At 46.0% G+C, this 25,121-nt stretch carries 29 protein-coding genes; all 29 read right to left on the reverse strand.

All coding sequences use genetic code 11. The features are described 5' to 3' along the window. Positions 1 to 30 precede the first annotated feature (30 nt). Entirely contained in the window at positions 31 to 1,110 is a 1,080-nt protein-coding gene (gene flhB / locus BTA31_RS05125) for a flagellar biosynthesis protein FlhB (protein ID WP_076789498.1), read from the reverse strand. Beyond that, complete coding sequence (gene fliR / locus BTA31_RS05130; RefSeq protein ID WP_043926383.1) at positions 1,110 to 1,886, reverse strand: flagellar biosynthetic protein FliR; 777 nt, start codon at positions 1,884 to 1,886, stop codon at positions 1,110 to 1,112. The genes flhB and fliR overlap by 1 nt, the downstream gene beginning before the upstream one ends. A gap of 7 nt (positions 1,887 to 1,893) precedes the next feature. Beyond that, positions 1,894 to 2,163: a flagellar biosynthesis protein FliQ gene (fliQ, locus tag BTA31_RS05135; protein WP_003181801.1), complete on the reverse strand. Its 270-nt coding sequence runs from the start codon at positions 2,161 to 2,163 to the stop codon at positions 1,894 to 1,896. Between the two features lie 15 nt (positions 2,164 to 2,178). Then, on the reverse strand, positions 2,179 to 2,844 hold the full coding sequence (gene fliP, locus BTA31_RS05140) for a flagellar type III secretion system pore protein FliP (RefSeq protein WP_043926382.1): 666 nt from the start codon (positions 2,842 to 2,844) through the stop codon (positions 2,179 to 2,181). After that, positions 2,837 to 3,517, reverse strand: coding sequence for a flagella biosynthesis regulatory protein FliZ (gene fliZ / locus BTA31_RS05145; RefSeq protein WP_043926381.1), 681 nt, complete (start codon positions 3,515 to 3,517; stop codon positions 2,837 to 2,839). The genes fliP and fliZ overlap by 8 nt, the downstream gene beginning before the upstream one ends. 12 nt (positions 3,518 to 3,529) lie before the next feature. Further along, positions 3,530 to 3,892: a response regulator gene (locus BTA31_RS05150; RefSeq protein WP_003181796.1), complete on the reverse strand. Its 363-nt coding sequence runs from the start codon at positions 3,890 to 3,892 to the stop codon at positions 3,530 to 3,532. Between the two features lie 26 nt (positions 3,893 to 3,918). Continuing rightward, complete coding sequence (fliY, locus tag BTA31_RS05155) at positions 3,919 to 5,052, reverse strand: flagellar motor switch phosphatase FliY (RefSeq protein ID WP_076789501.1); 1,134 nt, start codon at positions 5,050 to 5,052, stop codon at positions 3,919 to 3,921. Next, positions 5,042 to 6,040 carry a flagellar motor switch protein FliM gene (gene fliM / locus BTA31_RS05160; RefSeq protein ID WP_043926379.1) on the reverse strand — a complete coding sequence of 333 codons (999 nt, stop codon included), beginning with the start codon at positions 6,038 to 6,040 and terminating at the stop codon, positions 5,042 to 5,044. Before fliM ends, fliY begins: the two co-directional genes overlap by 11 nt. 35 nt (positions 6,041 to 6,075) lie before the next feature. After that, a complete protein-coding gene (gene fliL / locus BTA31_RS05165) occupies positions 6,076 to 6,507 on the reverse strand; it encodes a flagellar basal body-associated protein FliL (RefSeq protein ID WP_076789504.1) in 432 nt (143 codons plus the stop codon). Then, positions 6,504 to 6,719, reverse strand: a complete 216-nt coding sequence (gene swrD, locus BTA31_RS05170; protein WP_003181786.1) for a swarming motility protein SwrD — start codon at positions 6,717 to 6,719, stop codon at positions 6,504 to 6,506. The genes fliL and swrD overlap by 4 nt, the downstream gene beginning before the upstream one ends. A 42-nt stretch (positions 6,720 to 6,761) precedes the next feature. Continuing rightward, on the reverse strand, positions 6,762 to 7,553 hold the full coding sequence (flgG, locus tag BTA31_RS05175; protein ID WP_043926377.1) for a flagellar basal body rod protein FlgG: 792 nt from the start codon (positions 7,551 to 7,553) through the stop codon (positions 6,762 to 6,764). 27 nt (positions 7,554 to 7,580) lie between these two features. Then, positions 7,581 to 8,048 (reverse strand): flagellar hook assembly protein FlgD, encoded by a 468-nt coding sequence (flgD, locus tag BTA31_RS05180; protein WP_023857206.1) that lies wholly within the window; start codon positions 8,046 to 8,048, stop codon positions 7,581 to 7,583. Further along, positions 8,048 to 9,430 (reverse strand): flagellar hook-length control protein FliK, encoded by a 1,383-nt coding sequence (locus BTA31_RS05185; protein WP_076789507.1) that lies wholly within the window; start codon positions 9,428 to 9,430, stop codon positions 8,048 to 8,050. Before BTA31_RS05185 ends, flgD begins: the two co-directional genes overlap by 1 nt. Before the next feature lies 1 nt (position 9,431). Beyond that, on the reverse strand, positions 9,432 to 10,043 hold the full coding sequence (locus BTA31_RS05190; RefSeq protein ID WP_076789510.1) for a MotE family protein: 612 nt from the start codon (positions 10,041 to 10,043) through the stop codon (positions 9,432 to 9,434). Between the two features lie 13 nt (positions 10,044 to 10,056). After that, positions 10,057 to 10,500, reverse strand: a complete 444-nt coding sequence (fliJ, locus tag BTA31_RS05195) for a flagellar export protein FliJ (protein WP_003181776.1) — start codon at positions 10,498 to 10,500, stop codon at positions 10,057 to 10,059. Positions 10,501 to 10,502: 2 nt separating this feature from the next. Next, entirely contained in the window at positions 10,503 to 11,816 is a 1,314-nt protein-coding gene (fliI, locus tag BTA31_RS05200; protein ID WP_043926374.1) for a flagellar protein export ATPase FliI, read from the reverse strand. Next, the gene (gene fliH, locus BTA31_RS05205) at positions 11,816 to 12,583 is read right to left on the reverse strand and encodes a flagellar assembly protein FliH (protein ID WP_076789514.1); all 768 of its coding nucleotides are present in this window, start codon (positions 12,581 to 12,583) and stop codon (positions 11,816 to 11,818) included. The genes fliI and fliH overlap by 1 nt, the downstream gene beginning before the upstream one ends. After that, positions 12,567 to 13,583, reverse strand: a complete 1,017-nt coding sequence (gene fliG, locus BTA31_RS05210) for a flagellar motor switch protein FliG (protein ID WP_043926372.1) — start codon at positions 13,581 to 13,583, stop codon at positions 12,567 to 12,569. The genes fliH and fliG overlap by 17 nt, the downstream gene beginning before the upstream one ends. Positions 13,584 to 13,596: 13 nt before the next feature. Then, the gene (gene fliF / locus BTA31_RS05215; protein WP_076789518.1) at positions 13,597 to 15,198 is read right to left on the reverse strand and encodes a flagellar basal-body MS-ring/collar protein FliF; all 1,602 of its coding nucleotides are present in this window, start codon (positions 15,196 to 15,198) and stop codon (positions 13,597 to 13,599) included. A 50-nt stretch (positions 15,199 to 15,248) separates the two neighbouring features. Further along, positions 15,249 to 15,566, reverse strand: a complete 318-nt coding sequence (fliE, locus tag BTA31_RS05220; protein ID WP_076789522.1) for a flagellar hook-basal body complex protein FliE — start codon at positions 15,564 to 15,566, stop codon at positions 15,249 to 15,251. A gap of 13 nt (positions 15,567 to 15,579) precedes the next feature. Then, positions 15,580 to 16,032 carry a flagellar basal body rod protein FlgC gene (gene flgC, locus BTA31_RS05225; RefSeq protein ID WP_043926370.1) on the reverse strand — a complete coding sequence of 151 codons (453 nt, stop codon included), beginning with the start codon at positions 16,030 to 16,032 and terminating at the stop codon, positions 15,580 to 15,582. Further along, complete coding sequence (flgB, locus tag BTA31_RS05230) at positions 16,032 to 16,421, reverse strand: flagellar basal body rod protein FlgB (RefSeq protein ID WP_076789526.1); 390 nt, start codon at positions 16,419 to 16,421, stop codon at positions 16,032 to 16,034. Before flgB ends, flgC begins: the two co-directional genes overlap by 1 nt. 351 nt (positions 16,422 to 16,772) lie before the next feature. Continuing rightward, positions 16,773 to 17,552 (reverse strand): GTP-sensing pleiotropic transcriptional regulator CodY, encoded by a 780-nt coding sequence (gene codY / locus BTA31_RS05235; RefSeq protein ID WP_003181756.1) that lies wholly within the window; start codon positions 17,550 to 17,552, stop codon positions 16,773 to 16,775. Positions 17,553 to 17,590: 38 nt separating this feature from the next. Continuing rightward, a complete protein-coding gene (hslU, locus tag BTA31_RS05240; RefSeq protein WP_076789528.1) occupies positions 17,591 to 18,994 on the reverse strand; it encodes an HslU--HslV peptidase ATPase subunit in 1,404 nt (467 codons plus the stop codon). Positions 18,995 to 19,010: 16 nt separating this feature from the next. After that, positions 19,011 to 19,556 carry an ATP-dependent protease subunit HslV gene (hslV, locus tag BTA31_RS05245; protein WP_043928298.1) on the reverse strand — a complete coding sequence of 182 codons (546 nt, stop codon included), beginning with the start codon at positions 19,554 to 19,556 and terminating at the stop codon, positions 19,011 to 19,013. 13 nt (positions 19,557 to 19,569) lie between these two features. Next, complete coding sequence (xerC, locus tag BTA31_RS05250; protein WP_020451383.1) at positions 19,570 to 20,484, reverse strand: tyrosine recombinase XerC; 915 nt, start codon at positions 20,482 to 20,484, stop codon at positions 19,570 to 19,572. 66 nt (positions 20,485 to 20,550) lie between these two features. Then, positions 20,551 to 21,855: an FADH(2)-oxidizing methylenetetrahydrofolate--tRNA-(uracil(54)-C(5))-methyltransferase TrmFO gene (gene trmFO, locus BTA31_RS05255; protein ID WP_076789531.1), complete on the reverse strand. Its 1,305-nt coding sequence runs from the start codon at positions 21,853 to 21,855 to the stop codon at positions 20,551 to 20,553. 75 nt (positions 21,856 to 21,930) lie between these two features. Next, positions 21,931 to 24,006, reverse strand: coding sequence for a type I DNA topoisomerase (topA, locus tag BTA31_RS05260; RefSeq protein WP_076789535.1), 2,076 nt, complete (start codon positions 24,004 to 24,006; stop codon positions 21,931 to 21,933). 222 nt (positions 24,007 to 24,228) lie between these two features. Then, entirely contained in the window at positions 24,229 to 25,113 is an 885-nt protein-coding gene (gene dprA, locus BTA31_RS05265) for a DNA-processing protein DprA (RefSeq protein ID WP_076789538.1), read from the reverse strand. Between the last annotated feature and the right edge of the window lie 8 nt (positions 25,114 to 25,121).

A 25,121-nucleotide genomic window follows, 5' to 3' on the forward strand; every position in this document is an offset into this window, starting at 1 on the left:
GTTTCTCTCCTTTTAAAACTGAAAAATTCACTAGATTTTTTGCTTTGTTTTGTAAACATAGGCCAGGATTTCGGCAACGGCCTTAAAGAATTCTTCCGGAACGGCCTGGTCGATCTCAACCTGGTCATAGAGCGCCCTCGCCAAAGGTCTGTTCTCGACCGTCATGACATCGTGTTCTTTGGCGATCTGCCGGATTTTCAGAGCCATCAGATCGACCCCTTTTGCGAGGATAAACGGCGCATCCATTTTGTTTTCGTCATATTTCAGTGCGACGGCGTAATGGGTCGGGTTCGTGATGATGACATCCGCTTTTGGCACTTCCTGCATCATGCGGCGCATCGCCATTTCCTTTTGCTTCTGCTTGATCTTCGACTTGATCAGAGGATCGCCTTCGGTTTTTTTGTATTCGTCTTTGATGTCCTGTTTCGACATTCGAATATTTTTCTCATAATCGAATTTTTGATAGAGGTAATCGAGCACCGCGAGAAAAATCAATGCGACTGCAGCGGAAACCCCCATTAAAAAGGTGAGCCAGCCGACATATGACAAAGCCTCGCCCGCGGACAGCGCCGGGATTCTGAGGATTTTGTCGAAGTTCAGCCAGAGAACGGCGAATGTCACGCCGCCGACAATCACGATTTTTAAAATCGATTTAAGCAGTTCAACAATCGCCCTGATGCTGTAAATCCGCTTGAATCCTTTAAGCGGGTCAAGCTTTTTCAAATCAGGCTTGATCGCTTCAGGGGCAAATAAAAACCCGACTTGCAAATAGTTGCTCAATACCCCGGAGACGACGGCTGTCAGCAAAAGCGGTGCCATGATGAGGCCCGATTCAAGCACAATACTTTGAAACAGGCCGGGAATATTGGCGACTGACACCTTCATCGTGATCAACTCTTTGTAATACTTTTCGATCAGGGCGAGCAGGCGGTCTCTCATAAAAGGTCCGATGAATAAAAAGGATAAAAACACGATGAGAAGTGTGACCGCTGTATTGACATCTGCACTTTTGGCAACCTGACCTTTTTTTCTGCTTTCCCGCCGTTTTTTCGGCGTCGCTTTTTCCGTTTTTTCACCTGCGAAAAATTGCAAATCCAACGTCTGCTTCATCATGCCACCCCAAGCAAAGTTAATAGATCTCTCATTGTCCGAATGGCAAATTCGAAGACGTGCTGCATCATGCTGAACATAACGGCCATGCAGATGATGAGCATGATAAAGGTGATCGCGATTTTCAAAGGAAGACCGACGACAAACACGTTGAGCTGCGGCACCGTTCTCGCCACAATCCCCAATGCCAGATCGACTAAAAACAAACAAGCCACAACAGGCGCAGACAATTGAAATGCTGTAATAAACATCGTGTTAAAGCTTTTTGCAATAAACTCGGCAAACCCTTCGCTTCCAAACGACAGCGCCATCTTGTCGACCGGAATGTATTGATAGCTGTAATAAATCCCGTCAAGCAGGAGATGATGCGCATTCAGACTCAGCATGAGAAGCAGCGCCATCGTATATAAAAACTGGCCGACAAGCGGGCTTTGCGCCCCTGTCTGAGGATCGATCACATTCGCCACCGCAAATCCCATTTGAAAATCAATGAATGATCCGGCGATTTGAACGGCTGAGATCATCATGTAGGCGATCAGCCCAAGCAGAAGCCCGATGAGCGCTTCCTTCATGGCTAACATCATGTAAACTCCGTCAACATCAAGCTGAGGAGGCTTTTCAATCGCCTGAAAACTGACGAGCGCAAGAAAAAATGCAAAACCTATTTTATGAACGGCCGGAATTGTCCGATAAGAAAATAGAGGCACCGTTACATAGAATGCTGTAATTCTGACAAACACAAGTAAAAAGGCTGGAAATGATTCGATTATTGACATGTTAAAACTACCCTGCAAAACGGTTTAAATTAGAGAACAGCTCAGTCGCGAATGACAAAATCGTCGACAGCATCCATGGACCGAAAACGACGAGTCCGACCAAAACGGCGACGATTTTAGGAATGAATGCAAGAGTCTGTTCCTGTATTTGGGTGGTTGCCTGAAAAACGCTGACGATCAGTCCGACGAGAAGAGCGAGCGCCAAAAGCGGCCCGCTGATAAGCAATGTAACGTATACAGCCCTTTCAGCCATCGATATAACAAATTCTGAATTCATGTATTAGCACCTACTCTAAAAGCTTTGCAGCAAAGATTTAACGATTAAATACCAGCCATCTACAAGCACAAACAGCAAAATCTTAAACGGCAGTGAAATCATGACCGGCGGAAGCATCATCATCCCCATCGACATCAAAACACTTGCCACAACCATATCGATAATCAGAAACGGTATAAATATCATAAATCCCATTTGAAACGCGGTTTTCAATTCTGAGATGACAAACGCGGGAACCATTGTTGAGAGCGGAATATCATCGATGGATTCAGGCGTTTCCATCTTTGCGTAATTCATAAATAAAGCCAGATCTTTCTGTCTTGTATGCTTGCTCATAAATGTTTTGATCGGGGCTTCCGCTTTTGTGTAAGCTTCATCCAAGGTGATTTTATTGTTCATTAATGGCGTCAGCGCTTCTTTATTAATCTCTGAAAAAGTCGGCCCCATAATGAAAAATGTCAGGAACAGTGCAAGTCCGATCAGCACCTGGTTTGGGGGCATTGACTGTGTTGCCAGCGATGTCCGGACAAAGGACAATACGATGACAACCCTTGTGAAACACGTCATCAGGATCAAGATCCCCGGAGCGATCGAAAATACTGTCAAAAGCAGCAAGAGCCGAACGCTGGCGCTGACATTTGCCGCATCGCTAGAATTAAATAAATCCATAAACTCATTCATGTTGATTTTGGCCTTTCTTTCTGCCTTCTGCGCGATTTTGTTTCAGTTCCGCGAGCTGTGCTTTTAACGACTCGGAAAAAGATGCCGTGCCGCTTTGTTTTTGCACGCCTGGAACTTTGACTTGATCCATCCATTTCTGCCATTCAATCTTGCTGTTCATCGCAGCTTCATGCTGCGTGAGAATTTCTTTATATTCCTTTTCATCATCGATCTCTTTCAGCAGCTGGATATTTTCGCCGACACCGACGACCAGCACCCTGTTCCCTACTTTAATCAGCTGTACGGACTTGTTTTGTCCGAGCGAAGTCCCGCCGATGTTTTCGACATACTGGAAGGGTTTTAGCAGGCGGTTGCGTTTATTCATGAATTTGACCAAAGCATAGATCAGAAAAATGACAAACAGTAACGCGCCGATCATTTTCACAAAATCAAATATGGAAACGGAAGGAGACGGGGGTTCGGTCTCCGCCTCTTCCTTAAGAGAACTTTTTTCCTCGGTTTTGTCTTTGTCTTTTGCTTTTTCTTTTTCTTTCTCTTTGCCCGCACCTTTTTGCTCAAACAGATGATCAACGGTCTGGTCCCCCGATTCCTCTGCGAGAGCCGGAGCATACGGCAAAACGAAAAAGGCAGATAGACAAAGGCCGGCTATGAAAATAAGAGGTTTCTTAAACAAGTTGTACACCCTTTAGCTTAGCGTTTTATTGATCGCTTCCATGACGCGGTCAGCCTGGAACGGTTTGACGATAAAGTCTTTCGCTCCCGCCTGGATGGCGTCGATAACCATCGATTGCTGGCCCATTGCCGAACACATGATGATTTTTGCCTGCGGATCGATTTCCTTGATTTCTTTAAGAGCCGTGATTCCGTCTTTTTCCGGCATCGTGATATCCATTGTGACAAGATCAGGTGAATGCTCTTTATATTTTTCAACAGCCTGTGCTCCGTCTTGCGCTTCTGCGACGACTTCAAAGCCGTTTTTCACCAAAATGTCTTTAATCATCATTCTCATAAATGCTGCATCATCAACTACTAAAATCTTGTAAGCCATTATTAATCTCTCCAATCAATCTGTTATTATCGTAATTTGCTGATTCGTTCCGCCTGACTTAAAATGTCTGTCACCCTGACGCCGAAGTTTTCGTCTATGACGACGACTTCGCCTTTGGCAACGACGCGCTGGTTGACCAGGATGTCGACAGGCTCACCGGCGAGTTTGTCAAGCTCAATGATACTGCCGGTTGACAGTTCAAGCACCTCTTTGACGCTGCGGTTTGTCCTCCCCAGTTCGACTGTGACGGACAAAGGAATATCCATGAGCATGTCAAGGTTTTGAAGGTGCGGCTGCGCTTCAGTCTGAGGGGCAAAGGATTGAAACTCTGCCGGTGCCACCTGCACAGGCTCTGAAACTTTTGCCGTCCCCTGCCGTTTAGGCGCAGGTTCCTGTCTCTGTGTCTGAGCAGGTGCCGGACTCGGACTAGGCGCCGGCTTTTCCTGTACGGGCGGCTGTGTCTCTTCAGTCTGCACAGGCTCTTCTCCGCCGTCCTGATTTGTTAATTCATCAATCAGGTCTTTTGCAAAGGTCAGCGGATAAAGCTGCATAATATGCGAATCGATCAGATCTCCGACTTTTAGTCTGAAAGATACTTTGACGAGCGGGTCCTCTTTCGGAATTTGCTCTGTCCCTTCCCCTTCATTTACATCAAGAAGGTCAACTTCCGGCGGAGAAATATCAATCTTCTTGCTGAAGACGGTGGACATCGACGTCGCTGCGGAACCCATCATTTGGTTCATCGCTTCTTGAACGGCGCTTAGATGAATTTCGCCAAGCGACGGATCTGCGTTCGTCCCGTCTCCCCCCATCATCAAATCAGCAATGATCGCGGCATCTTCCTGCTTGATGACGAGAAGATTGTTTCCTGAAAAACCTTCCGTATAGCTCACACCGATTGAAACATACGGGTGCGGGAACTCATCATTTAAATGGCTTTTTTCAATCACCGAAACAGTCGGCGTTGTAATTTCGACTTTTTGATTCAATAAAGTGGACAAAGCTGTTGCAGAGCTCCCAAAGGAAATGTTTCCGATTTCCCCGATCGTATCCTTTTCCATCAGGGACAACCCTGATTCCGGCTGCTCTTGAGCCGTATCATCGCCGCCTTTAAGCAGCGCATCAATTTCATCCTGTGATAACCTATTGTTATTCTCCATATTCTTCACCTCTTATGTCGTGATCTAGAATTTGAATCGCAGTCTTTCGATTCATTCGGCCGGCTTGTGCTAGAAATTTCGGTTTATCTCCGACCAAAACAGTAAGAGGTTCTGCTACTGATTTGTCCAAAGTGATACAATCTCCAATTTCTAAATTTAAAAACTCTTCAATGGTTAATTCCGATGATCCGAGTTCTGCGACAATTGGAATTTGCGCCGTCATAATCCGCTTTTCTATCGACTTTGTTTCCTCCGGTTTTGGTTCAATTCTGTCTGATTGCATCCAGTAGTGAACGGAAAGCTTAGGAATGATCGGTTCCAAGACGACGTGCGGGATGCACAGGTTGATAACCCCGCTGATGTCTCCTATTTGCGTGTTCAGCGAAATGACAACGACCGTCTCATTCGGCGATACCATTTGCACAAACTGCGGATTCACTTCAAAATCGGACATTTCCGGCTCGATTTCCGTGATGGATTCCCACGCATCTTTGTAATTCGTGAGGCAGCTTTCGAATAAATTGGACATGATTTTCGTCTCAATTTCCGTCATGCTGTCAATTTTGTTGTGGCTCGAGCCAATCCCGCCCATCACCCGGTCCATCATCGTATAGGCGATGGTCGGGTTGATCTCCATCATGATTCTTCCTTCAAGAGGGCGAACCTCAAACAGATTAAGGATCGTCATATTCGGAATGGACCTGATGAATTCCTCATACGGAACCTGGTCAACCGAGCTGACCGAGATCTGGATATAGGTTCTCAGCTGAGCCGAGAAATAAGTCGTTAGCAGCCTTGCAAAGTTATCATGAATCCTTGTCAAGCTGCGGATTTGATCCTTTGAAAAGCGGAGCGCCCGTTTAAAGTCATAGACTTTTACTTTTTTAACGGACTCTTCTTTTTTCAGCTCGTCGGCGTCCATTTCACCGGTCGATATCGCTGAAAGCAGTGCATCGATTTCATTTTGGGAGAGCACTTCTCCTGCCATCTGTTTTCACCTCCATGGTTCTGTCATCTATGTTCCTACTGCAGATTAAAGGAGGTAATGTATACAGTTTTCACTTTTCCCTCTTTCATGTAGTTCTTGTTCAGCTTTTCTTTCAGCTGTTCTTTAAATTTTTCTTTTCCTTTTTGTCCTTCAAGCTCATCTGCGTTCGTGTTCGCCAAAAGCGAGATGACTGAATCTTTAATTTGGAAATCCCGCTTTTCAAGCTCTTCTTTCGCCTCTTTCGAATCGGTTTCAAGCTTGATTGACAAACGAACCACATTGTCTGATTTCAAGTTTGTCGTGATTTCGGCGACTTCAACTGAAGATTCGACCACTTCATCGATCGAAGGTTCAGCATTTTGATCTTTTTCACTTGCGCTTCCATTGATGACAAAGAACGCAGCGGTTCCCAACACAGCAATTGCCAGAATAATCGTCAGCATAATTCCTAGAAGTTTTTTATTCATTCAGATTCCTCAATTCTTTGGTCACAAGAAAGTATTTGGATTTTTTGATAGAATGACACGATTGTATCCACAACTGTATCTTCATCTTCTTTGACAACAAACTTTTTTCCGTTGGACAGCGTAATTGTCGTATCCGGAAAACATTCAATTTGCTCAATGAATAGTGCATTCAGAATAAAGGGCTGTCCGTTTAATCGCGTAACTTTGATCATGTGTTATCAAGAGGCGCCTTCACGAGGACGCCTCCTTCCCTCCTATCGCTTCAGATTGACGAGTTCCTGAAGAATTTCATCAGAGGTGGTAATGATTTTCGCATTGGACTGGAAGCCGCGCTGCGCGATAATCATTTCGGAAAATTCTTCTGAAAGGTCGACGTTCGACATTTCAAGCGCACTCGTTTGAAGCTTTCCTGAGCCGTCTTCCCCAGGCACAACGACTTGCGGATCTCCCGAACTCAATGTTTCGCGGTAAAGGTTGTCCCCCGTTTTTGTTAAACCGGATGTGTTGTTGAATGTCGCGAGCGAGATCTGGCCGGCGGTCTGGTTCTCGTTGTTTTGATCGACATAAGACACGGTTCCGTCAGGTGCGATGCTGAAGCTTTGCGCGTCTTGCGGGATATTAATTCTTTCATTATTGGCCGTTAAGACGAACAGCCCGTCAACAGTGACGAGGTCACCTTCATCAGATCGGTAGAAGTTACCGGACCTTGTGTAGTACACTTCATCTCCAGATCCGACGCGGAAGTAGCCGTCTCCTGTAATGGTCATATCAAGCTGGCGGCCGGTTGTTGAAGGCGCTGCGTTTGTGTGAATGATATCGATCGATCCGATCGTTGCACCGAGTCCGACCTGCTGGCCGTTGACAGAGCCGCGATTTGCAGTAGACGACGACGCGCCGGAAAGCTGCTGACTGACAATATCTTTAAACGTAACCCGGCTTTTCTTATAGCCTGCCGTATTGATATTCGAGATGTTGTTTGCGACGACATCAAGCTTTGTCTGAAAGTTTTTCATGCCGCTGATTCCTGAGTATAGTGAACGTAACATAATTATTCCTCCCTGAATTGTCTGTTTTTATTTATCAGAATGGCTTACCGCCGTCACATTCCACGGATTGACTTCGGTTCCATCGTCAAGGACAAGCAGATACTGTCCGTCTGAGCTTTTAACTGATTTGACGAGCGCCGTTTTTTCTTCGCTGTCTTCGCCTTCATAGGTAACTTCTTTTCCGATCCAGCTGACATACATCGTCATCGGGTCCTGAAGTCCGACGAACGCCGACATCGTTGTGTTCAGATTCGTTAGTTGCTCAAGGCTTGAAAAGGTCGCCATTTGCGCAATGAATTCACGGTCTTCCATCGGATTTAAGGGGTCTTGGTACTGCAGTTGTTTCATGAGCAGTTTCAAAAATTCATCCTTGCCAAGATTGGAGCCGCTCCCTGCTTTTTCGGCTTTTTTTGCTTCGGATAAAAAATCGGATGTCGTCGATTTCGTGTTTGTTGTCCCTATGGCAGTTCTTGTATCAATTGAAGTGTCAGGCATTAGATCTCCTCCTCGCTGTCCAGTGATCGAGTCTCGATAAGCTCATCCAGAAACTCCTGAAAATCCTCATTTTCCTGCTCTTTTTGCTGATCTTGCTTCGGCTGATGCTGATTTTTCTGTTCGTCCGCCAGCTGTCCGAAAGTCTGATCGCTGTTTTGAAGCGGTACACCGAAGCGGTCAATTTGCACAGACATGTTGGGCAGCGCCTGTTTAAGGTGCGCGAGATTGTGTTCGAGCAGCTCTTTGGCCGACTGGGTCGATGCGATGATTTTGCTCGAAAACATCCCGTGCTGTTTGACGAGCTTGATCGTGATAAAACCAAGATTTTCAGGATTCAGACGGATCGTGAAACTGCCTGTCGATCTGCCGAACGGCGTATACTTCGCCTGTTTCCATGAGCTGAGAATTTGTTCTGAAAAGCTTTTCGGCTGAGCGGAAGATTCCTCTGCCGCCAAGGTCTGGAGACCCTGGATCAGCACTGCGCCTGTCCGATGATTGGCCAGTACAGAGGATTGAATCGGCTGTTCCTTTTGGCCTTGCTTTCCTTCAGTTTGAATTTCCCTTCCGTTCAAAACAAAGGACAACGGCTTCTCAGAAAGAGAGACATCGTTTTTTTTACTCATGAGCATTGCCTTCAGTTCGCTTTCCGCCATTTTCCACTCTTTTTGATCCGGTTCAGCGTTTGCGTTCATCATCTGCTCCATTAAACTTTTCAAGCTTTTCAGCTCAGCGTTTGACATGGACAAAAGCTGCGACTCGCTCGGATCTTTCGTGAAAAACTGGCGTTTAAGTTGATCAATCAGCCCTTCTGTTCCCGCCTTTGTCTGAAGAGCGGCGAGAAATTCCGGCGCCTGTTTCAATAATTCTGCGATTTGCGAAGTTTTTAGTGACGGTTGATTTTCATTTACGATCACAGCGAGCAGCTGCTGAATCTGACCGAGAATTTGCGGGTCAGGCAGTTTCGGCTCTTCTGTCCCGCTGTCGTCGGCAGGCAAAGCTTCAATAGCATCAGCCGTTTTGCCTGATTGTCCAGGCAGGTCGGCATTTTTAAGGAGCTCTTTTATTTGCTGCAACAGCTGTTCTGCCAATGCCAGTTCATCCGGAGATGCATTCAGCTCTTCAAGCTGCTTGAGGGAATTCAGCCAGTCTTCATTGAAAGAGCCGCCTTCATTACTTGAAAGCCATTGCTTCAGTTCATGCAAAAGCCCTTCTAACGGCGTATCCTGAGAAGGCTCTTCTCCCTTTTGAAAAGGGGAAAGTGAGCTGTTTTCCTTCTGGAGCACATTCTGAAAGAGTGCGCCCAGTGGCGTCCTGCTCGTTTTTGCAGATGCGGTTTCCACCGCAGGCTTGGCATCAAAGGAGATTGCGTCAAAAAGCCTCAAGCTATTCCCCCCCTTCTTTTTTCTTTTCGTTTTTCGCCTCGTTTTTCACAAGTTTTTCTGTGAATAGAGCCGCTTTATCAGGAGACATTTTTGAGAGGATCTCAGTCACTTTCTTTTTGCTTAAAGAATCTAAAATGTTGATTGCCTCTTCTTCTTTTAATTCGCTTAAAATTTTTGCAGCTTTATTGCTTTGCATGCTTTCATAAATTTTGACGACTTTTCCGTCTCCTTGACCTTCTGCGTTCTTTTCATCCTGCTCTTTTTCATCTTTTGCCGTTTTTTCGAGCGAGCTGATTTTTTGTTTCAGCCTTTTAATCTCTTGATCACTCGTTTTTAAGTCACTCGTCAGCGTTTCGATTTCGCTTTTTTGTTCATCGATCGTCTTTTGGAGCTTTTCAGCTTTGTTCTCCTGCTGCTTTGCTGCGTGATCTATGTCCTGATCCTCGCCGTTTTTCACAAGCTCTTTTACGACGGGGATTTTGGAGGCTGCATCCTGGAAATTGACGCCCAAAAGCCACATGCCGACGAACGCTACAACGATTAAAAAGATCAGCGGAATGACGATGACAAACAAAAATGTCTGAAATTTACCGGCTTTTTTTTCTTCGGTCATCGTTTTTCTACCCCTAGCTTCCTTGAGTTATGTACTGAGCAATGGAGATATCATCCATTTCCTTTAACTCATTTGCTTTGTTTTGCAGCGAATACATTTCAAACTGCTTTTCTTTCATTTTTTCAAATTTTTTCAGCTCGATATTTTTTTCCGTCAAATCGTGCTGTTTTTCATTCATTTCATTTCTCTTCATCATGACGAGCTTTTGATAATGGTAGATTGTCGTTTCAAGATTTGTGACAAATTGCTGATAATGCCGCATTTCCTGAACGCTCATCCCCGTCTGCATCTTGATTTCCTTGTTTTTTTCCAGCGTTTCTTTTTGGCTCATGCTTTCATACAGCTTTTCCGCGACTTTTTCGAATTCGGAAACTGAGTGCTGATATTCAGCGAATGATTGGTCTTTTTCATTTTCTTTAAGCTCAAGGAGCTTTTGAAATTTAAATGAATAAGCCATTCTTAATCCTCTCTTCCTGTCAGACTCTTTAATAAGGAAATGCTCTCTTCCAGCGATGCCGCTTCATCCACTTCCTGCTTGAGGAAGCTGATCAGCTTAGGATGGAATTGGATGGCCTCATCAATTTCTCTGGAGGACCCTTTTTTATAGGCTCCTATGTTGATCAGGTCCTCAGAGTTTTGATAGGTTGACAGCATTTCCCTGAACCGGTTCGCTGCTCTTATATGGTCTTTCTCGGCGATGTTCGACATCACCCTGCTGATGCTTTTTAAAATGTTGACTGCCGGAAACTGGCCTTTATTCGCAAGACTCCGGTCAAGAACGATATGACCGTCCAAGATTCCCCTTACAGTATCGGCGATCGGTTCATTCATATCATCGCCGTCGACAAGAACCGTATAGAAAGCAGTGATTGACCCGTTTTCCGTCGTTCCTGTTCGTTCTAAGAGCTTAGGTAAAATAGCGAACACCGAGGGTGTATAACCTTTCGTCGTCGGCGGTTCGCCCGTCGCCAGGCCGATTTCCCTCTGAGCCATGGCAACCCTTGTCACCGAGTCCATCATGAACATGACGTTTTGTCCTTTGTCGCGAAAGTACTCGGCAATCGCAGTTGCTGTATAGGCTGCTTTCAGCCGCATCAATGCCGGCTGGTCAGATGTAGCCACTACAACGATCGTGCGCTTCAGCCCTTCTTCGCCGAGATCTTTCTCTATGAACTCCCTGACTTCCCTGCCCCGCTCTCCGACAAGAGCGATGACATTCAAGTCTGCGGCCGTCTCTCTCGCAATCATTCCCATAAGCGTGCTTTTTCCGACGCCGCTTCCGGCGAATATCCCGACACGCTGTCCTTTTCCGACGGTCAGCAGACTGTCGATCGATCTGACCCCGACCGCCATTTTTTCTCTGATCGGCGGCCTTTTCATCGGATTAGGCGGCGCCTGGTCTGTCGAAACTTGAGCCAGACCTTTCGGGAGCGCGCTGTCGTCGAGCGGATTGCCGAAGGCATCGACAACTTGCCCGATCAATCCGGAGCCGACTTTGACTCTGAGCGATTCGCCCGTCGCTTCGACAATACTGCCGGGTGCAATATTGGCCGCTTCCAAATATGGCATCAGAAGAATGTTTTGGTCTTTGAAACCGACAACTTCAGCTTTGATGGCCTTTGGCCCGTCACCTTTTGTATAGATTTTGCAGACATCGCCGATTGAGCATTCAGGTCCTTTCGATTCAATCATCAGGCCGACCGCCTGTTTGACTTTTCCGTATCGTTTGTAGGAGTCTGCGGTTTCTATACATTCAAGGAGCTGCTTGAGCATCAACGGACTTCACCTGCCGTTTCAAGCAGGCTGAGCAGCTTTTGTTTCAGCTGCTGTAATTGAGTGTCGATGCCTGCATCGATTCTTCCGAAAGCCGTTTCAACATAGCACGTTCCTTTCGGCGCTTTTTCATCGGCGTATATCGCGAGATGGGCGCCATATTGGAGAAGCTGCTCAAGTTCGTTTTTGTGGCTTTGAATCTCCGTGTAATACTCCGGATCCACATAGACGGCAAGGTCATCGAACTCCTTCATTTCGGACAGCACCTGTTTGACGAGGGCTGTAAAAGCTTCTTTGTCGTCAGCTTTTTGATTCCAAACTTTTTTAGCCAGCGACACGGCAAGTTCGACAATTTCTTCGGAAGATTGTTCGATCTTTTCTTCATAGTCATGCCTCGCCGCTCTGACGATGGCATTGGCTTCATCCAAAGAGGATTGATAAGCGCTTCGGGCCTCAGCCTTTCCCTGTTCAAACCCCGCTTGAAAGCCTTCTTGTTTCGCCTGGTCTATCAGCGCTTCGCGTTCTGTTTCCCAGCTTAACCTTTCCTCTTCGATTTGCCGTCTGACCTGTTCGAGTTCAGCGCTGGCTTTTTTGTATATTTTCCCGGCTTCTTGTCTGGCATGATCGAGGAGGAATTCCGGATCCTGTCCGGTATCAAGTTCGGTTTCTGTTTCGGGAAGTTTGACTTCCTTTAATGAAATCGTCCGCCTTTCTTTTGGCGGTATTGATGATAATCGCTGTTTAATAATGTTAGACAATGATATCATCTCCTCCGCCTCTGGCGATTACGATCTCACCTGCTTCTTCAAGTCTTCGGATGACGCTTACGATTCTGGATTGCGCTTCTTCTACATCACGCAGACGCACAGGGCCCATGAATTCCATTTCTTCTTTAAATGTTTCAGCCATACGCTGCGACATGTTGCTGAAGACGATGTCTTTGACCTCTTCGCTGGCCACTTTGAGAGAGAGAAGCAGATCGTCGTTTTCCACATCGCGGATAACCCTTTGAATGGCGCGGTTATCGAGCGTAACGATATCTTCAAAGACGAACATCCGCTTTTTAATCTCGTCGGCAAGCTCAGGATCCTGAATTTCAAGGGCGTCAAGGATCGTTTTCTCCGTACCTCTGTCAACTCCGTTCAACACTTCGACAACGGCTTCAATGCCGCCGGTCTGCGTGTAGTCCTGAGTGAATGTGGAGGATAGCTTTTGCTCCAGAATCTGTTCGACTTCATTGATGATTTCCGGTGACGTCCTGTCCATGACAGCGATCCGTCTTGCAACCTCTGCCTGCACATCCTGATTCAGCTCTGACAATATCTGACCGGATTGCACGGGATCGAGATAAGACAGAATCAATGCGATCGTCTGCGGATGCTCATGCTGGATAAAGTTCAGAATCTGCTCGGGATCCGCTTTTCTGGCAAAATCGAACGGTCTGACTTGAAGAGACGATGTCAGCCTGTTGATAATGCTGGCGGCTTTGTCTTCGCCGAGCGCTTTGTCAAGCACCTGCTTGGCGTAGTGGATGCCACCTTGTGATATATATTCTTGAGCAACAGCCGTTTCATGAAATTCTTGAATAATTTCATCTTTTTTCTCTGGTGATACAGCTCTGACATTTGATATTTCAAGCGTCAGCCTTTCGATTTCTTCATCTGTTAAATGCTTGTAAACGGAAGCTGACACATCAAGCCCTAAGGATATCATGAGAATGGCCGCTTTTTGTTTGCCTGTAAGCCTGTCTTGTTTCATTTTTGCCATTTCAATACTCCTCCTAATCCTCAGTCAGCCAGCTGCGCAGCAATTTGGCGAATTCTTCAGGCTTATCTTTCGCCATTTTTTCAAGCTGTTTTCGTCTGACAGTTTCTTCCGTTTCTTTTTCATTGTTCACATCAGCAACCCGAATCGGTTCCTGAGGCGTCTCATACCATTCTTCCTCGTATTCGTCATCTCTATTTTTACGTCTTCTGACAAGCCAGATGATGAGGCCGATTACAGCAACAAGCACTGCTCCGCCTGCGATGTAAACCCACATCGGTATGCCGCCTGTTTCCGTTCCTTCATCGATTGTCTGCTTGCCGTCGAACGATTGGACAGAAACAACGATTTTATTTTCAACATCCTCATCTGTCAGAGGCTCTTCTTCATAGTTCTTGTCGATCGATGTTTTCACAATGGTTGAGAGGATTTTTTTAATATCGTCCTCCCTTTCAGCAGGCAGTGACTGCGGGTTGTTTGCATCAGGCGGTTCAACCATGACCTGGACGCCCAGATCTCTGATTTTGTACGGGCTCTCAGCGATTTCTTTATGGATCCTGTTGACTTCATTGTTGATCCGTTCTTCGCTTTTCTCATAGTCTCCGTTGTCTGTTCCGCCTTCTGTTTCCGCATAGTTCGTTACATCGTTTTCACCTGTTCCGTTGACACCTCCCGCTTGTGCTCCCTGTCCGGAATACGTTTCACTGACGCGCTCTGCGCTGACCGTGATTCCTTCCATATTTTCTTTGTCGACAGGTTCAACCAGGTCTTCGGTCCTGTTTTCTTTTGTGAAATCGATGTCAGATGTGACGGATACAACCACTTTATCCTGTCCCATCATCGTGCCGAGCATGGTTTGAATTTGTCTTTGCAGGTCCTTTTCGATCTGGGCTTTGACTTCCCTCTGGTTAGAATAGCTGTCAGCGTAAGAACCGGATTCTTTTCCTGTTTGATCGTAATATGTGGAGTTTTGATCCATGATCACGATGTTTTTCGGGTCAAGGTTCGGCACGCTTTTCGATACGAGATGATAAAGGCCGTTGATTTCATTTTGATCAAGCGTGTGGCCGGGCTTCACCTGAAGAACAATCGAAGCGGATGCTTCCGGCTTTTCCTCTCCGACAAAGACGGATTCCTTCGGCAGGTTAATCATGACCTTCGAATCTTTAATCCCGTCTATTCCTTTGATGAGGTTGGAAAGCTCGGTTTGCGTTGCTTTCACTTTCAAAACGTCAAATTCGTTGTCCGTCATGCCGAAACCGGCATTTTCGCCAAAGAACGAATAATCGATGCTTCCGCTTTTCGGAAGACCCTCTGCCGCAAGGTCGACTTTCAGCCCATCGACTGTTTCTTCCGGAACTTTGATGACTGAACCGTCAGTCGTTACTTCAGATGGAATACCTTTTTCATCGAGTACCTGTTTGATTTGACCGGTTTCTTCAGCTGTTAAATCCTTATAGAGCGGCACCATTTTATTTGACGAAGCAACAATTCCAATGACAATTGACATGATCACTGCCAGAGCGACAATGCCGATCAGCAAAATCTTCTGCAGCTTTGATCTGTTTTTCCAAAAATCAGTTATTTTCGTTTTAATTTGCAATAAAGTACGATTCATCTTACTCCCCCGGTAGTTACACTAATTCTCTTCGCTTTCAGACTCCTTTCTTACATTTGCATTCTCATGATTTCCTGATAAGCTTCAACCGCTTTGTTGCGGAATTCCGTCGCAGCCGTCAATGTAATGTTTGCCTTCTGGGCTGCAACCATCACTTCATCAAGGTTGACATCCTGACCGAGAGCAAGCGCGTTTGTCAGTTTATCAGATTCATTTTGAGATTGATTCAAAGCATTGATAGAATCTTTCAGCACGTTGGCAAAGCTGACTTGGTTCTCTGAACCGTCCTGCTTGTTCGCGATCTGATTGGTTGCATTCGTTCCCGCCTGCACGGATTGAACTCCAAACGGAGAGATTCCATTAACCATTCGTGTCATCACCCTACTTTCCGATTTCTAATGCTTTCATCAGCATTCCTTTTGTCGCGTTCATTGCTGTGACATTCGCTTCATATGACCTTGTGCTGCTCATTAAATCGACCATCTCTTTTAGCGGATCGACATTTGGCATCTGCACGTATCCATCTTCGTTTGCGTCGGGATGCGTCGGATCATAAACGAGTTTAAACGGTGTTTTGTCTTCGCTGATCTTGGTCACCTTTACCCCTTCTCCGACTCTCGCCGATGCATTCATCGATGATTGGAGAACGGATGAGAAGGATTCGCCTTTCGGAGCCGTCGATACAAGCTTTCTTCGATACGGCTGCCACTGTCCGTCGACCAGCTTCGCTCTTGTCGTATCCACGTTTGCCAGGTTGGAAGAAACGGTATCCATTCTGACTCTCTGTGCAGTCAACGCTGAAGCTGAAATGTTGATGCTATTGAATACCCCCATTATTTACCTCCTGTAATCGCGGTTCTTAGTGAGTTGAATTTACCGCTTACTCTTTCAACCAGCGCTTGATACTGGATTTGATTTTTCGCCATTTCACTCATTTCCCGATCAACGTCCACGTTGTTCCCGTTTTCTTGATAAGTCGTATTCTCTCTCGACACAACTGAATAATTTGACTCATTCCCTTTGAAGTCAATGTGTCTATAGTCTGTTTTTATAGCATTAATCCGGGAGGACTCCTCATTCAGCACATTTTTGAAGGATACTTTTTTCGCCTTGTAGTTCGGTGTATCTACATTAGCCAGATTATTCGTTATGACTTTTTGCTTAATGTTCGCTTGATTCAAGGCTCCCTCTAGTCTATGTATTGTTCCTGAAAATATATCCATCGCCAAATACCTCCAATCTTTTTCCATCTGTCTTAAAATCTTGTCGAGAATTGTAAAAACCATAAGCCTATTGTAAGGAATAATAGGCTTAAAGTCTATGATCTGGAAGCAAAAAAAAATCGTAAGAAATATCTATTTTATGAATAGTACTTTTGACCTAGATTATAAGAACTATGTAATGTTACGTGTATTAAAGTTCCGAAACATTATGTTAGTATATCTTTTATTCAAGTAACGCATTGATTTAGCACCGCAATCTATTTGTTTTCGCTATGAAAAAATTACGATAATATAGTTTAAAACATGAAATAAAAAAAGCCGCAGAACATGCCGTTCTGCGGCTTTCGTCTTTTAATGAGACTTTAGTTTTTCTAATTCCATCAAAAATTTGTTGTTCAGCACTTTAATGTATGTGCCTTTCATCCCTAATGACCTTGATTCAATGACACCGGCGCTTTCAAGTTTGCGCAGCGCATTGACAATGACCGAGCGGGTGATGCCGACGCGGTCTGCAATTTTACTTGCGACAAGCAGGCCTTCATTTCCGTCAAGCTCTTCAAAAATATGTTCAATTGCTTCAAGCTCGCTGTAAGATAATGAACTGATCGCCATTTGAACGACCGCTTTGCTGCGCGCTTCCTCTTCAATCTCTTCAGCTTTCTCTCTGAGAATTTCCATTCCTACGACCGTGGCGCCATATTCAGCAAGGATCAGATCGTCATCCTCGAATTTCTCCTGAAGGCGGGACAGAATCAAGGTGCCGAGTCTTTCGCCTCCTCCGATGATCGGAACGACTGTGGTCAGACCCGCTTGGAACAAATCGCGGTTTTCCACAGGGAAAGCCGTGTATTCGCTGTTAATGTCAAGGTTAGATGAAGTCTCCGGAATGTTGAAAAGACTTTTTGTATAGTCTTCAGGAAACTGGCGCTCTTCAAGCATTTTTTTCATCCGGTCATTTTCGATCTGCTGGTTGATCGAGAAACCGAGAAGCTTTCCTCTGCGGCTGACGACGAAAATGTTCGAATCAATCACATCGCGAAGCGTTTCGGCCATTTCTTTAAAATTAACCGGCTTCCCTGCCGCATTTTGCAGCATTGCATTAATCTTTCTTGTTTTTTGTAATAAAGCCATAATAAATTGATCCTCCTAAATTACTCTTATTTAATTGTTTATAAAATAAACTGGCTTAAATCCTTATTCTTAGCGATCGAACCAAGCTTTTCTTCAACATATTGAGGCGTGATGACAACTTCCTCCATCATCACATCCGGAGCCTCGAATGACAGTTCTTCCAAAAGACGTTCCAAAATGGTGTGAAGCCTTCTCGCCCCGATATTGTCTGTGTCCTGGTTCACATGATAAGCCACTTCTGCAATCTTACGAATAGCATCGTCAGAAAATTCAAGAGATATACCTTCCGTCTTCAATAAAGCCTTATACTGCTTTAGAAGAGCGTTGTCAGGCTCAGTTAAGATTTTCACAAAGTCATCGATGCTCAGCTTTTGAAGCTCAACACGGATCGGAAAGCGTCCCTGCAGCTCCGGAATGAGATCTGAAGGCTTCGCCATGTGGAATGCACCTGCAGCAATGAACAGCACGTGATCCGTTTTGACCGCACCGTACTTCGTCATGACGGTAGAGCCTTCTACAATCGGAAGAATATCGCGCTGCACGCCCTCTCTTGAGACGTCCGCCGAAGAAGAAGCACCGCTCTTTTTGGCAATTTTATCGATCTCATCGATAAAGATGATTCCAGACTGTTCGGCTCTCAGGACAGCTTCCTGGGCAGCTTCGTCCATATCGATGAGCTTTGCCGCTTCTTCATTTGTCAGCACTTTTCGCGCTTCCCTGACCGTAAGCTTGCGGCGTTTTTTCTTTTTCGGCATCAGGCTGCTGAGCGCATCCTGCATGTTCATGCCCATCTGTTCCATACCCGAGCCTTGGAGCATATCAAACATGGACGGCTGCTGCTCCTCCACCTCAACGGTGACATAATGGTCTTCAAGCTCACCGAGAGCAAGCTGATGTGCAATCCGCTTCCGGTTGTTTTCAATATCCGTGTCTTCATGCTTTTCCGCTTCATTGGTGTCTTGATCCTGATTTCCGCCAAACAGCATTTCAAAAGGATTTTTCGCACCCGTCTGTTTTTTTCTTCCCGGTACAAGCAGGCGGACGAGGCGTTTATTTGCGTTCTCTTCGGCGATGCCTTTCACTTCGTTCATTTTTTCCTCTTTAACCAGGCGGATTGACGTTTCGACAAGATCCCTGACCATCGATTCAACATCTCGGCCCACATAACCGACTTCTGTGAACTTCGTCGCTTCGATTTTGACGAACGGAGCGCCGACGAGCTTCGCGATTCGTCTTGCAATCTCGGTTTTTCCCACACCTGTCGGGCCCATCATCAATATGTTTTTCGGAACGATTTCTTCGCGCAGTTTTTCATCAAGAAGACTTCTTCTGTAGCGGTTCCTCAATGCCACGGCGACCGCTTTTTTCGCATCAAGCTGGCCGACGATGTATTGGTCAAGTCTTTCGACGATCTGCCTAGGAGTCAGCGGCTTTTTTTCCATATGCCTCAAATCCTTTCTATTCAAGTTCTTCTACAATGATTTGATCGTTCGTATACACACAGATTTCGCCCGCGGTTTCAAGTGAGGCCCTCGCAATCGCTTTCGCGTCAAGCTGACCGCCTGCATGACGTTTCAGCGCCCTTCCGGCTGCCAAGGCGTAGTTTCCACCTGAGCCGATCGCCAAAATGCCGTCGTCAGGTTCAATCACTTCGCCTGTTCCGGAAACGAGCAGCATGCTGTCAGCATTCATGACGATCAGCATCGCCTCAAGCTTTCTGAGGACTTTGTCGCTTCGCCACTCTTTTGCAAGCTCGACTGCCGCCCGCTGCAAATTGCCGTTGTACTCTTCAAGCTTCGCTTCAAACATTTCAAAGAGCGTGAAAGCGTCCGCAACAGAACCGGCAAAGCCGGCAATGACTTTCCCGTTGAAGAGCTTTCTTACCTTTCTAGCAGTATGCTTCATGACGACAGCCTGACCGAACGTAACCTGGCCGTCTCCCGCCATCGCGCTTTTTCCGTTGTGCTGGACGGCAAATATCGTCGTTGCGTGAAAAGATGACATAAAAGAACCTCCTTTATTTCCCTTTATGTGCCCGAGGGTGATGAGACATATATGTCTTTCTGAGCATATCTTTAGATACATGCGTATACACCTGGGTTGAAGAGAGATTTGAATGCCCAAGCAGTTCCTGAACGCTCCTGAGATCCGCACCCTCATTTAACAAATGGGTGGCAAAAGTATGGCGGAGCATATGCGGATGTATATGTAATGTACCCGAAGTCTTCTTGACCAGTTCTCCCAAAATGTAACGAACCCCCCTCGGGGTTAAGGGCCCGCCCCTTTGATTCAAAAAAATAAAAGGGCAGGGCTCTTTCGCTTTTAACAGAAGGATGCGTCTTCCATTTTGCAAATACAGATCCAAAGCCTCCCGGGCGAATGAACCAAATGGAATATACCTTTGCTTCCTGCCTTTCCCGTGCACCAAAACCGTATCTAAAAACAGATCCAAATCAGATTCCTTCAGGCTGCAAAGTTCGCTTACCCGCATGCCTGTCGCGTAAAGAAGTTCCAGGAGCGCCTGATTTCTTTGGCCGAGCGGTGTACTCAAGTCTGAAACCTCAAACAGTTCTTCAAGTTCCTTTTCATATAAAAACTTCGGAATCCGCTTATCCTGTTTCGGAAGACTGACAAGCAGAAACGGGTTTTCTTTTACCATCTTTTCCCTTAATAAAAATTTATAGAAGCTTCGCAGAGCCGAAATTTTCTTGCTGATCGTCCTGCGAGTGAGCCCTTTTTCATGCGCTTCCGTCAAGAAAATCCTCACATCCGGATAAGTCACGTCTTCAAAACCTTTTATGCCCTGAACTTGTAAAAAGCGTTCAAAGTCTTCAATGGAAGAAATGTAACCCACAATTGTATATTTTGAATAATTCTTTTCTATTTGTAAATATTCAATGAATAAAGTTAAAAAATTCTTAACATTTGCCATCATTACACCTCTTCGAAAAGGGCTTTTAAATGTTATCACATAACAAGTTCATCTGGCAATGAATAACTATAGCGTTTTCGAAATATTTCGAATTGTCTCCAATGCGCGCGAAGCATACTGTTCATTTCGTTCCTGCTTGTTTTTAATTTTAACACCCAATTCTTTGAACAGGCCGAAGTTTGCATTCATCGGCTGGAAGTTTTTCTTGTTTGTTTCCGTGATGTAATGGGCCATGCTGCCGATCGCTGTTTCATTTGAAAAAGCGACCGGTTCTTTTCCCTGGATGAGCCGAGCCGCATTTATACCGGCCACAAGACCTGAAGCCGCTGATTCAACATACCCTTCAACACCTGTCATTTGACCGGCGAAAAACAGATCGTCACGTTTTTGAAACTGGTAGGTTGCTTTTAAAAGACTCGGCGAGTTGATGAACGTATTTCTGTGCATGACGCCGTAGCGGACGATTTCAGCCTGTTCCAGTCCCGGAATGAGGCGAAGCACTTCCTTTTGGTCGCCCCATTTGAGGTGGGTCTGAAAACCGACGATATTGTAAAGCGTGCCGGCTGCATCATCTTGGCGCAGCTGCACAACGGCGTATGGGCGCTTTCCTGTTTTGGGATCTTCAAGTCCGACAGGCTTCATCGGGCCGAACAGCATGGTCTTTTTGCCGCGTTTTGCCATGACTTCAATCGGCATACAGCCTTCAAAGAAGATTTCCTTTTCAAATTCTTTCAATGGAACGGTTTCCGCAGACACGAGGGCGTCATAAAACCTGTCAAACTCTTCTTCTGTCATCGGACAGTTCAAATACGCTGCCTCCCCTTTGTCATAGCGGGATTTCAAATAGACTTTATCCATGTCAAGGCTGTCTTTCTCAACAATCGGCGCAGCGGCATCATAAAAGTACAGATAGTCTTCGCCTGTCAGCTCCCGGAGCTTTGCGGAAAGCGCTTCTGATGTCAGCGGTCCTGTCGCAATAATTGTCGGCCCTTCCGGTATTTCTGTGACTTCTTCATTAAGCACGGTCACATTCGGATGATTCTTTACTTTTTCGGTAACGTTTGCGGCAAATTCATGCCTGTCTACGGCAAGTGCACCGCCGGCAGGAACAGAACATTTGTCAGCAGCAGCGATGATGGCCGAGTCAAGAACCCGCATTTCTTCCTTTAATACACCGACAGCATTCGTTAATGAATTCGCCCGAAGCGAGTTGCTGCAAACAAGTTCTGCAAATTTATCTGTATGGTGTGCCGGCGTTTGCTTGACAGGCCTCATTTCGTATAAACGGACATTGATACCGCGTTTGGCAAGCTGCCATGCCGCTTCGCTTCCGGCAAGTCCTGCACCGATGACATTTACTGTTTGATTCATATTCACATCTCCTAATTTATGAGTTGACTTATTCTTTTAACACAACAAAGAAGGTGAGCAAAGCCCTGCTCACCGCTACTTTTGTTGTTCTTCCTTATAATCGCAATTCACGCACTGCACTTGAACGCCTTTTTTGAGCTTTTTCTCCACAAGCATGTCCTCGCATTTCGGACATTTCCGTTCAAGCGGTTTATCCCATGATACGAATTCGCATTCAGGATAGCGGTCACAGCCGTAAAAAATGCGGCGTTTTTTCGATTTGCGCTCGACGATGTTGCCGGTTTTGCATGAAGGGCATTTGACGCCGATCTCTTTTACAATCGGCTTGGTGTTGCGGCAGTCCGGAAAATTGGAGCAGGCCATAAATTTGCCGTAGCGGCCCATTTTATAGACCATCGGATGCCCGCATTCTTCACAATCGACCCCGGCATACTCAGGTTCGATTTCGACTTCCTGCATCTCGGCTTCCGCTTTTTCAACGCGCTTTGCAAAGTCCTTATAAAAGGAATCGATGATCTGCACCCATTGAATGTTCCCGTCTTCAACGTCATCGAGCTCTTTCTCCATTTTGGCGGTGAACTCAACGTTAATGATCTCAGGGAAAAACTCCATGATCAATTCAAGCACGATTTGACCGAGCTCAGTCGGGGTAAAGCGTTTGTTATCAAGGGCAACATACCCGCGCTTTTGAATTGTGTCAAGCGTCGGTGCGTATGTGGACGGCCGGCCGATTCCGAGCTCTTCAAGCGTTTTGACCAGCCTTGCTTCCGTATAGCGCGGAGGCGGCTGTGTGAAGTGCTGTTCGGGCTCGATATCTTTTGAAAGAACGGTATCGCCTTCAGCGAGAGCTGGTAGCATCTTATTCTTCTCTTCCATCTGATCGTCTTTGCCTTCAACGTACACTTTCATGAAGCCTGAAAACTTGACTTTACTGCCGTTTGCACGAAATGTCAAGCCGTTGTTTTCAAGGTCGACGCTCATCGTATCCAGTGTCGCCGGAGCCATTTGGCTTGCGACAAAGCGCTCCCAGATCAGCTTGTATAGCCGAAGCTGGTCTCTTCCCAATACGGCCTTCAGATCGGAAGGCTTTCTGAGCACCGAGGTCGGCCTGATCGCTTCGTGGGCATCCTGGGCGTTTTCATTCTTTTTGGCAGGCTTTCGCTTGCTCCCCAAAAATTCTTTTCCGTACTGTTCGCCGATGAATGATGCCGCTTCTTCTTGAGCTGTATTCGAGATACGGGTTGAATCCGTTCTCATATAAGTGATTAACCCGACCGTTCCTTCTTTGCCGAGATCGATTCCTTCATAAAGCTGCTGGGCGATCATCATCGTTTTCTTTGCCCGGAAATTTAATTTGCGCGCCGCTTCCTGCTGAAGCGTCGACGTCGTAAACGGGAGCGCAGGATTCCGCTTCCGTTCTTTTTTCGTTACCTTTTTGACCTCAAATTTGTTCCCTTTGATCCGGGAGAGGATTTGCTTCACATCATCTTCGCTTTTCAGCTGGTGCTTTTCGCCGTTGATTCCGAAGAAGCTCGCTTCAAACGTTTCTTTACCTTTGAGAAAAGACCCTTCAATGGTCCAATATTCTTCCGGTTTAAAATCGTTGATTTCTTTTTCCCGGTCAATGATAAGGCGGAGCGCAACAGATTGGACACGTCCGGCACTCAAGCCTTTTTTTACTTTTTTCCATAATATCGGACTGATTTTGTACCCCACAAGGCGGTCCAGAATTCTTCTCGCCTGCTGGGCGTCGACAAGATCCATATTGATCATGCGCGGATGCTTAAATGAATCTTTAATCGCATCTTTTGTAATTTCATTAAATACGACGCGGCAGTCGGAGTTCAGATCCAAATCAAGGCTGTGTGCCAAGTGCCACGCGATCGCTTCCCCTTCCCTGTCGGGGTCGGCTGCGAGATAGACTTTTTTTGCCTTTTTGGCGGCCGTTTTTAATTCTTTCAACACGGGGCCTTTCCCGCGGATCGTAATGTATTTTGGTTCAAAGTTCTGCTCGATGTCAACGCCCATCTGGCTTTTCGGCAAGTCTCTGACGTGCCCCATCGAAGCTTTCACTTTATATTTTTTTCCTAAGTATCGCTCAATCGTTTTTGCCTTTGCAGGCGATTCCACGATGACTAAGTATTCGGACATAACATTATCCCCCTCAAGAGGTGTTCTCTCTCTTTTCAATTTAGCCTTTTTATTGTATTCAGCATAATCGTCGTTTATATAGTCATTATTTTTACGAAAAGTGTCTGATTTAATCCTTCTATATGTTGAACGCCGATTAAAGCGTTTAAACTTGAAATCCTCACTATTATTAAATATTACAATACGGTTTGTCAAACGATAATTCTAAACAGGCTCCGTATATTAAGCGTGTGAAGGCGGAAGTTCGCTCAAAATATCTTCAATATTCAATACGAGTTTCGCCCCTTCCTGGATCAGCCTCGAAGGACCGATAGAGTTGGCGTCAAAGATCGGACCCGGCACGGCGAACACCTCCCGCCCCTGCTCAAGGGCTTGATATGCGGTGATGAGCGATCCGCTCTTTTCCTTTCCCTGAACGACAACGATTCCTTCCGTTAATCCGCTGATCAGCCGATTTCGCATCGGAAAGTGCCATTTTTGAGGTTTAATGTGGGGAGGGTGCTCTGATACCAGCAGGTGGCTTTCGGCCATTTGACCGGCGAGCTGGCGGTGTTCACGGGGATATATGCTGTTGAATCCGCCCGCGATGACGCCGATTGTCCTTCCCTTTGAACGGATGCTCTCCTGATGGGCAAGACCGTCAATTCCTTTTGCAAGGCCGCTGACGACCGTCCAGCTTTTTTTGCAAAGCTCCCTGACAAGGTGGACCGCTGCTCTTTTTCCGTATAATGACGGGCTGCGGGTACCGACGATTCCAATCAGTCTTTGGTCATGGAGAAGTTTTTCGTTTCCTTTTAAAAAAAGGACGGGAGGCGGGTCATGAATGGTTTTCAGGCTGGCTGGATAATCGGGGGAAGATATGGCGGTCATGCGGACACCGTCCGCCTCGTAAGAACGGATCAGCCGTTTCACGTTAGACAGTTCTTGTTCGGCCAGTTTTCGTATGGAGCACAAGTCTGATCTTTTTAATGAAAGCTTCGTTAAAAGATGGTTTTTTTCGCCCGTAAGAGACAAGGAAGGGTCTTGCTTCCACCACTTGGTCAGCAGAGAAGGGGAGAGTGTGCCGCGAAGGCGGAGCAATATCAAAAGCTCGCTGATGTCGTTCATTCAAAAAC

Source organism: Bacillus haynesii (assembly GCF_001969855.1).
Classification (GTDB): domain Bacteria; phylum Bacillota; class Bacilli; order Bacillales; family Bacillaceae; genus Bacillus; species Bacillus haynesii.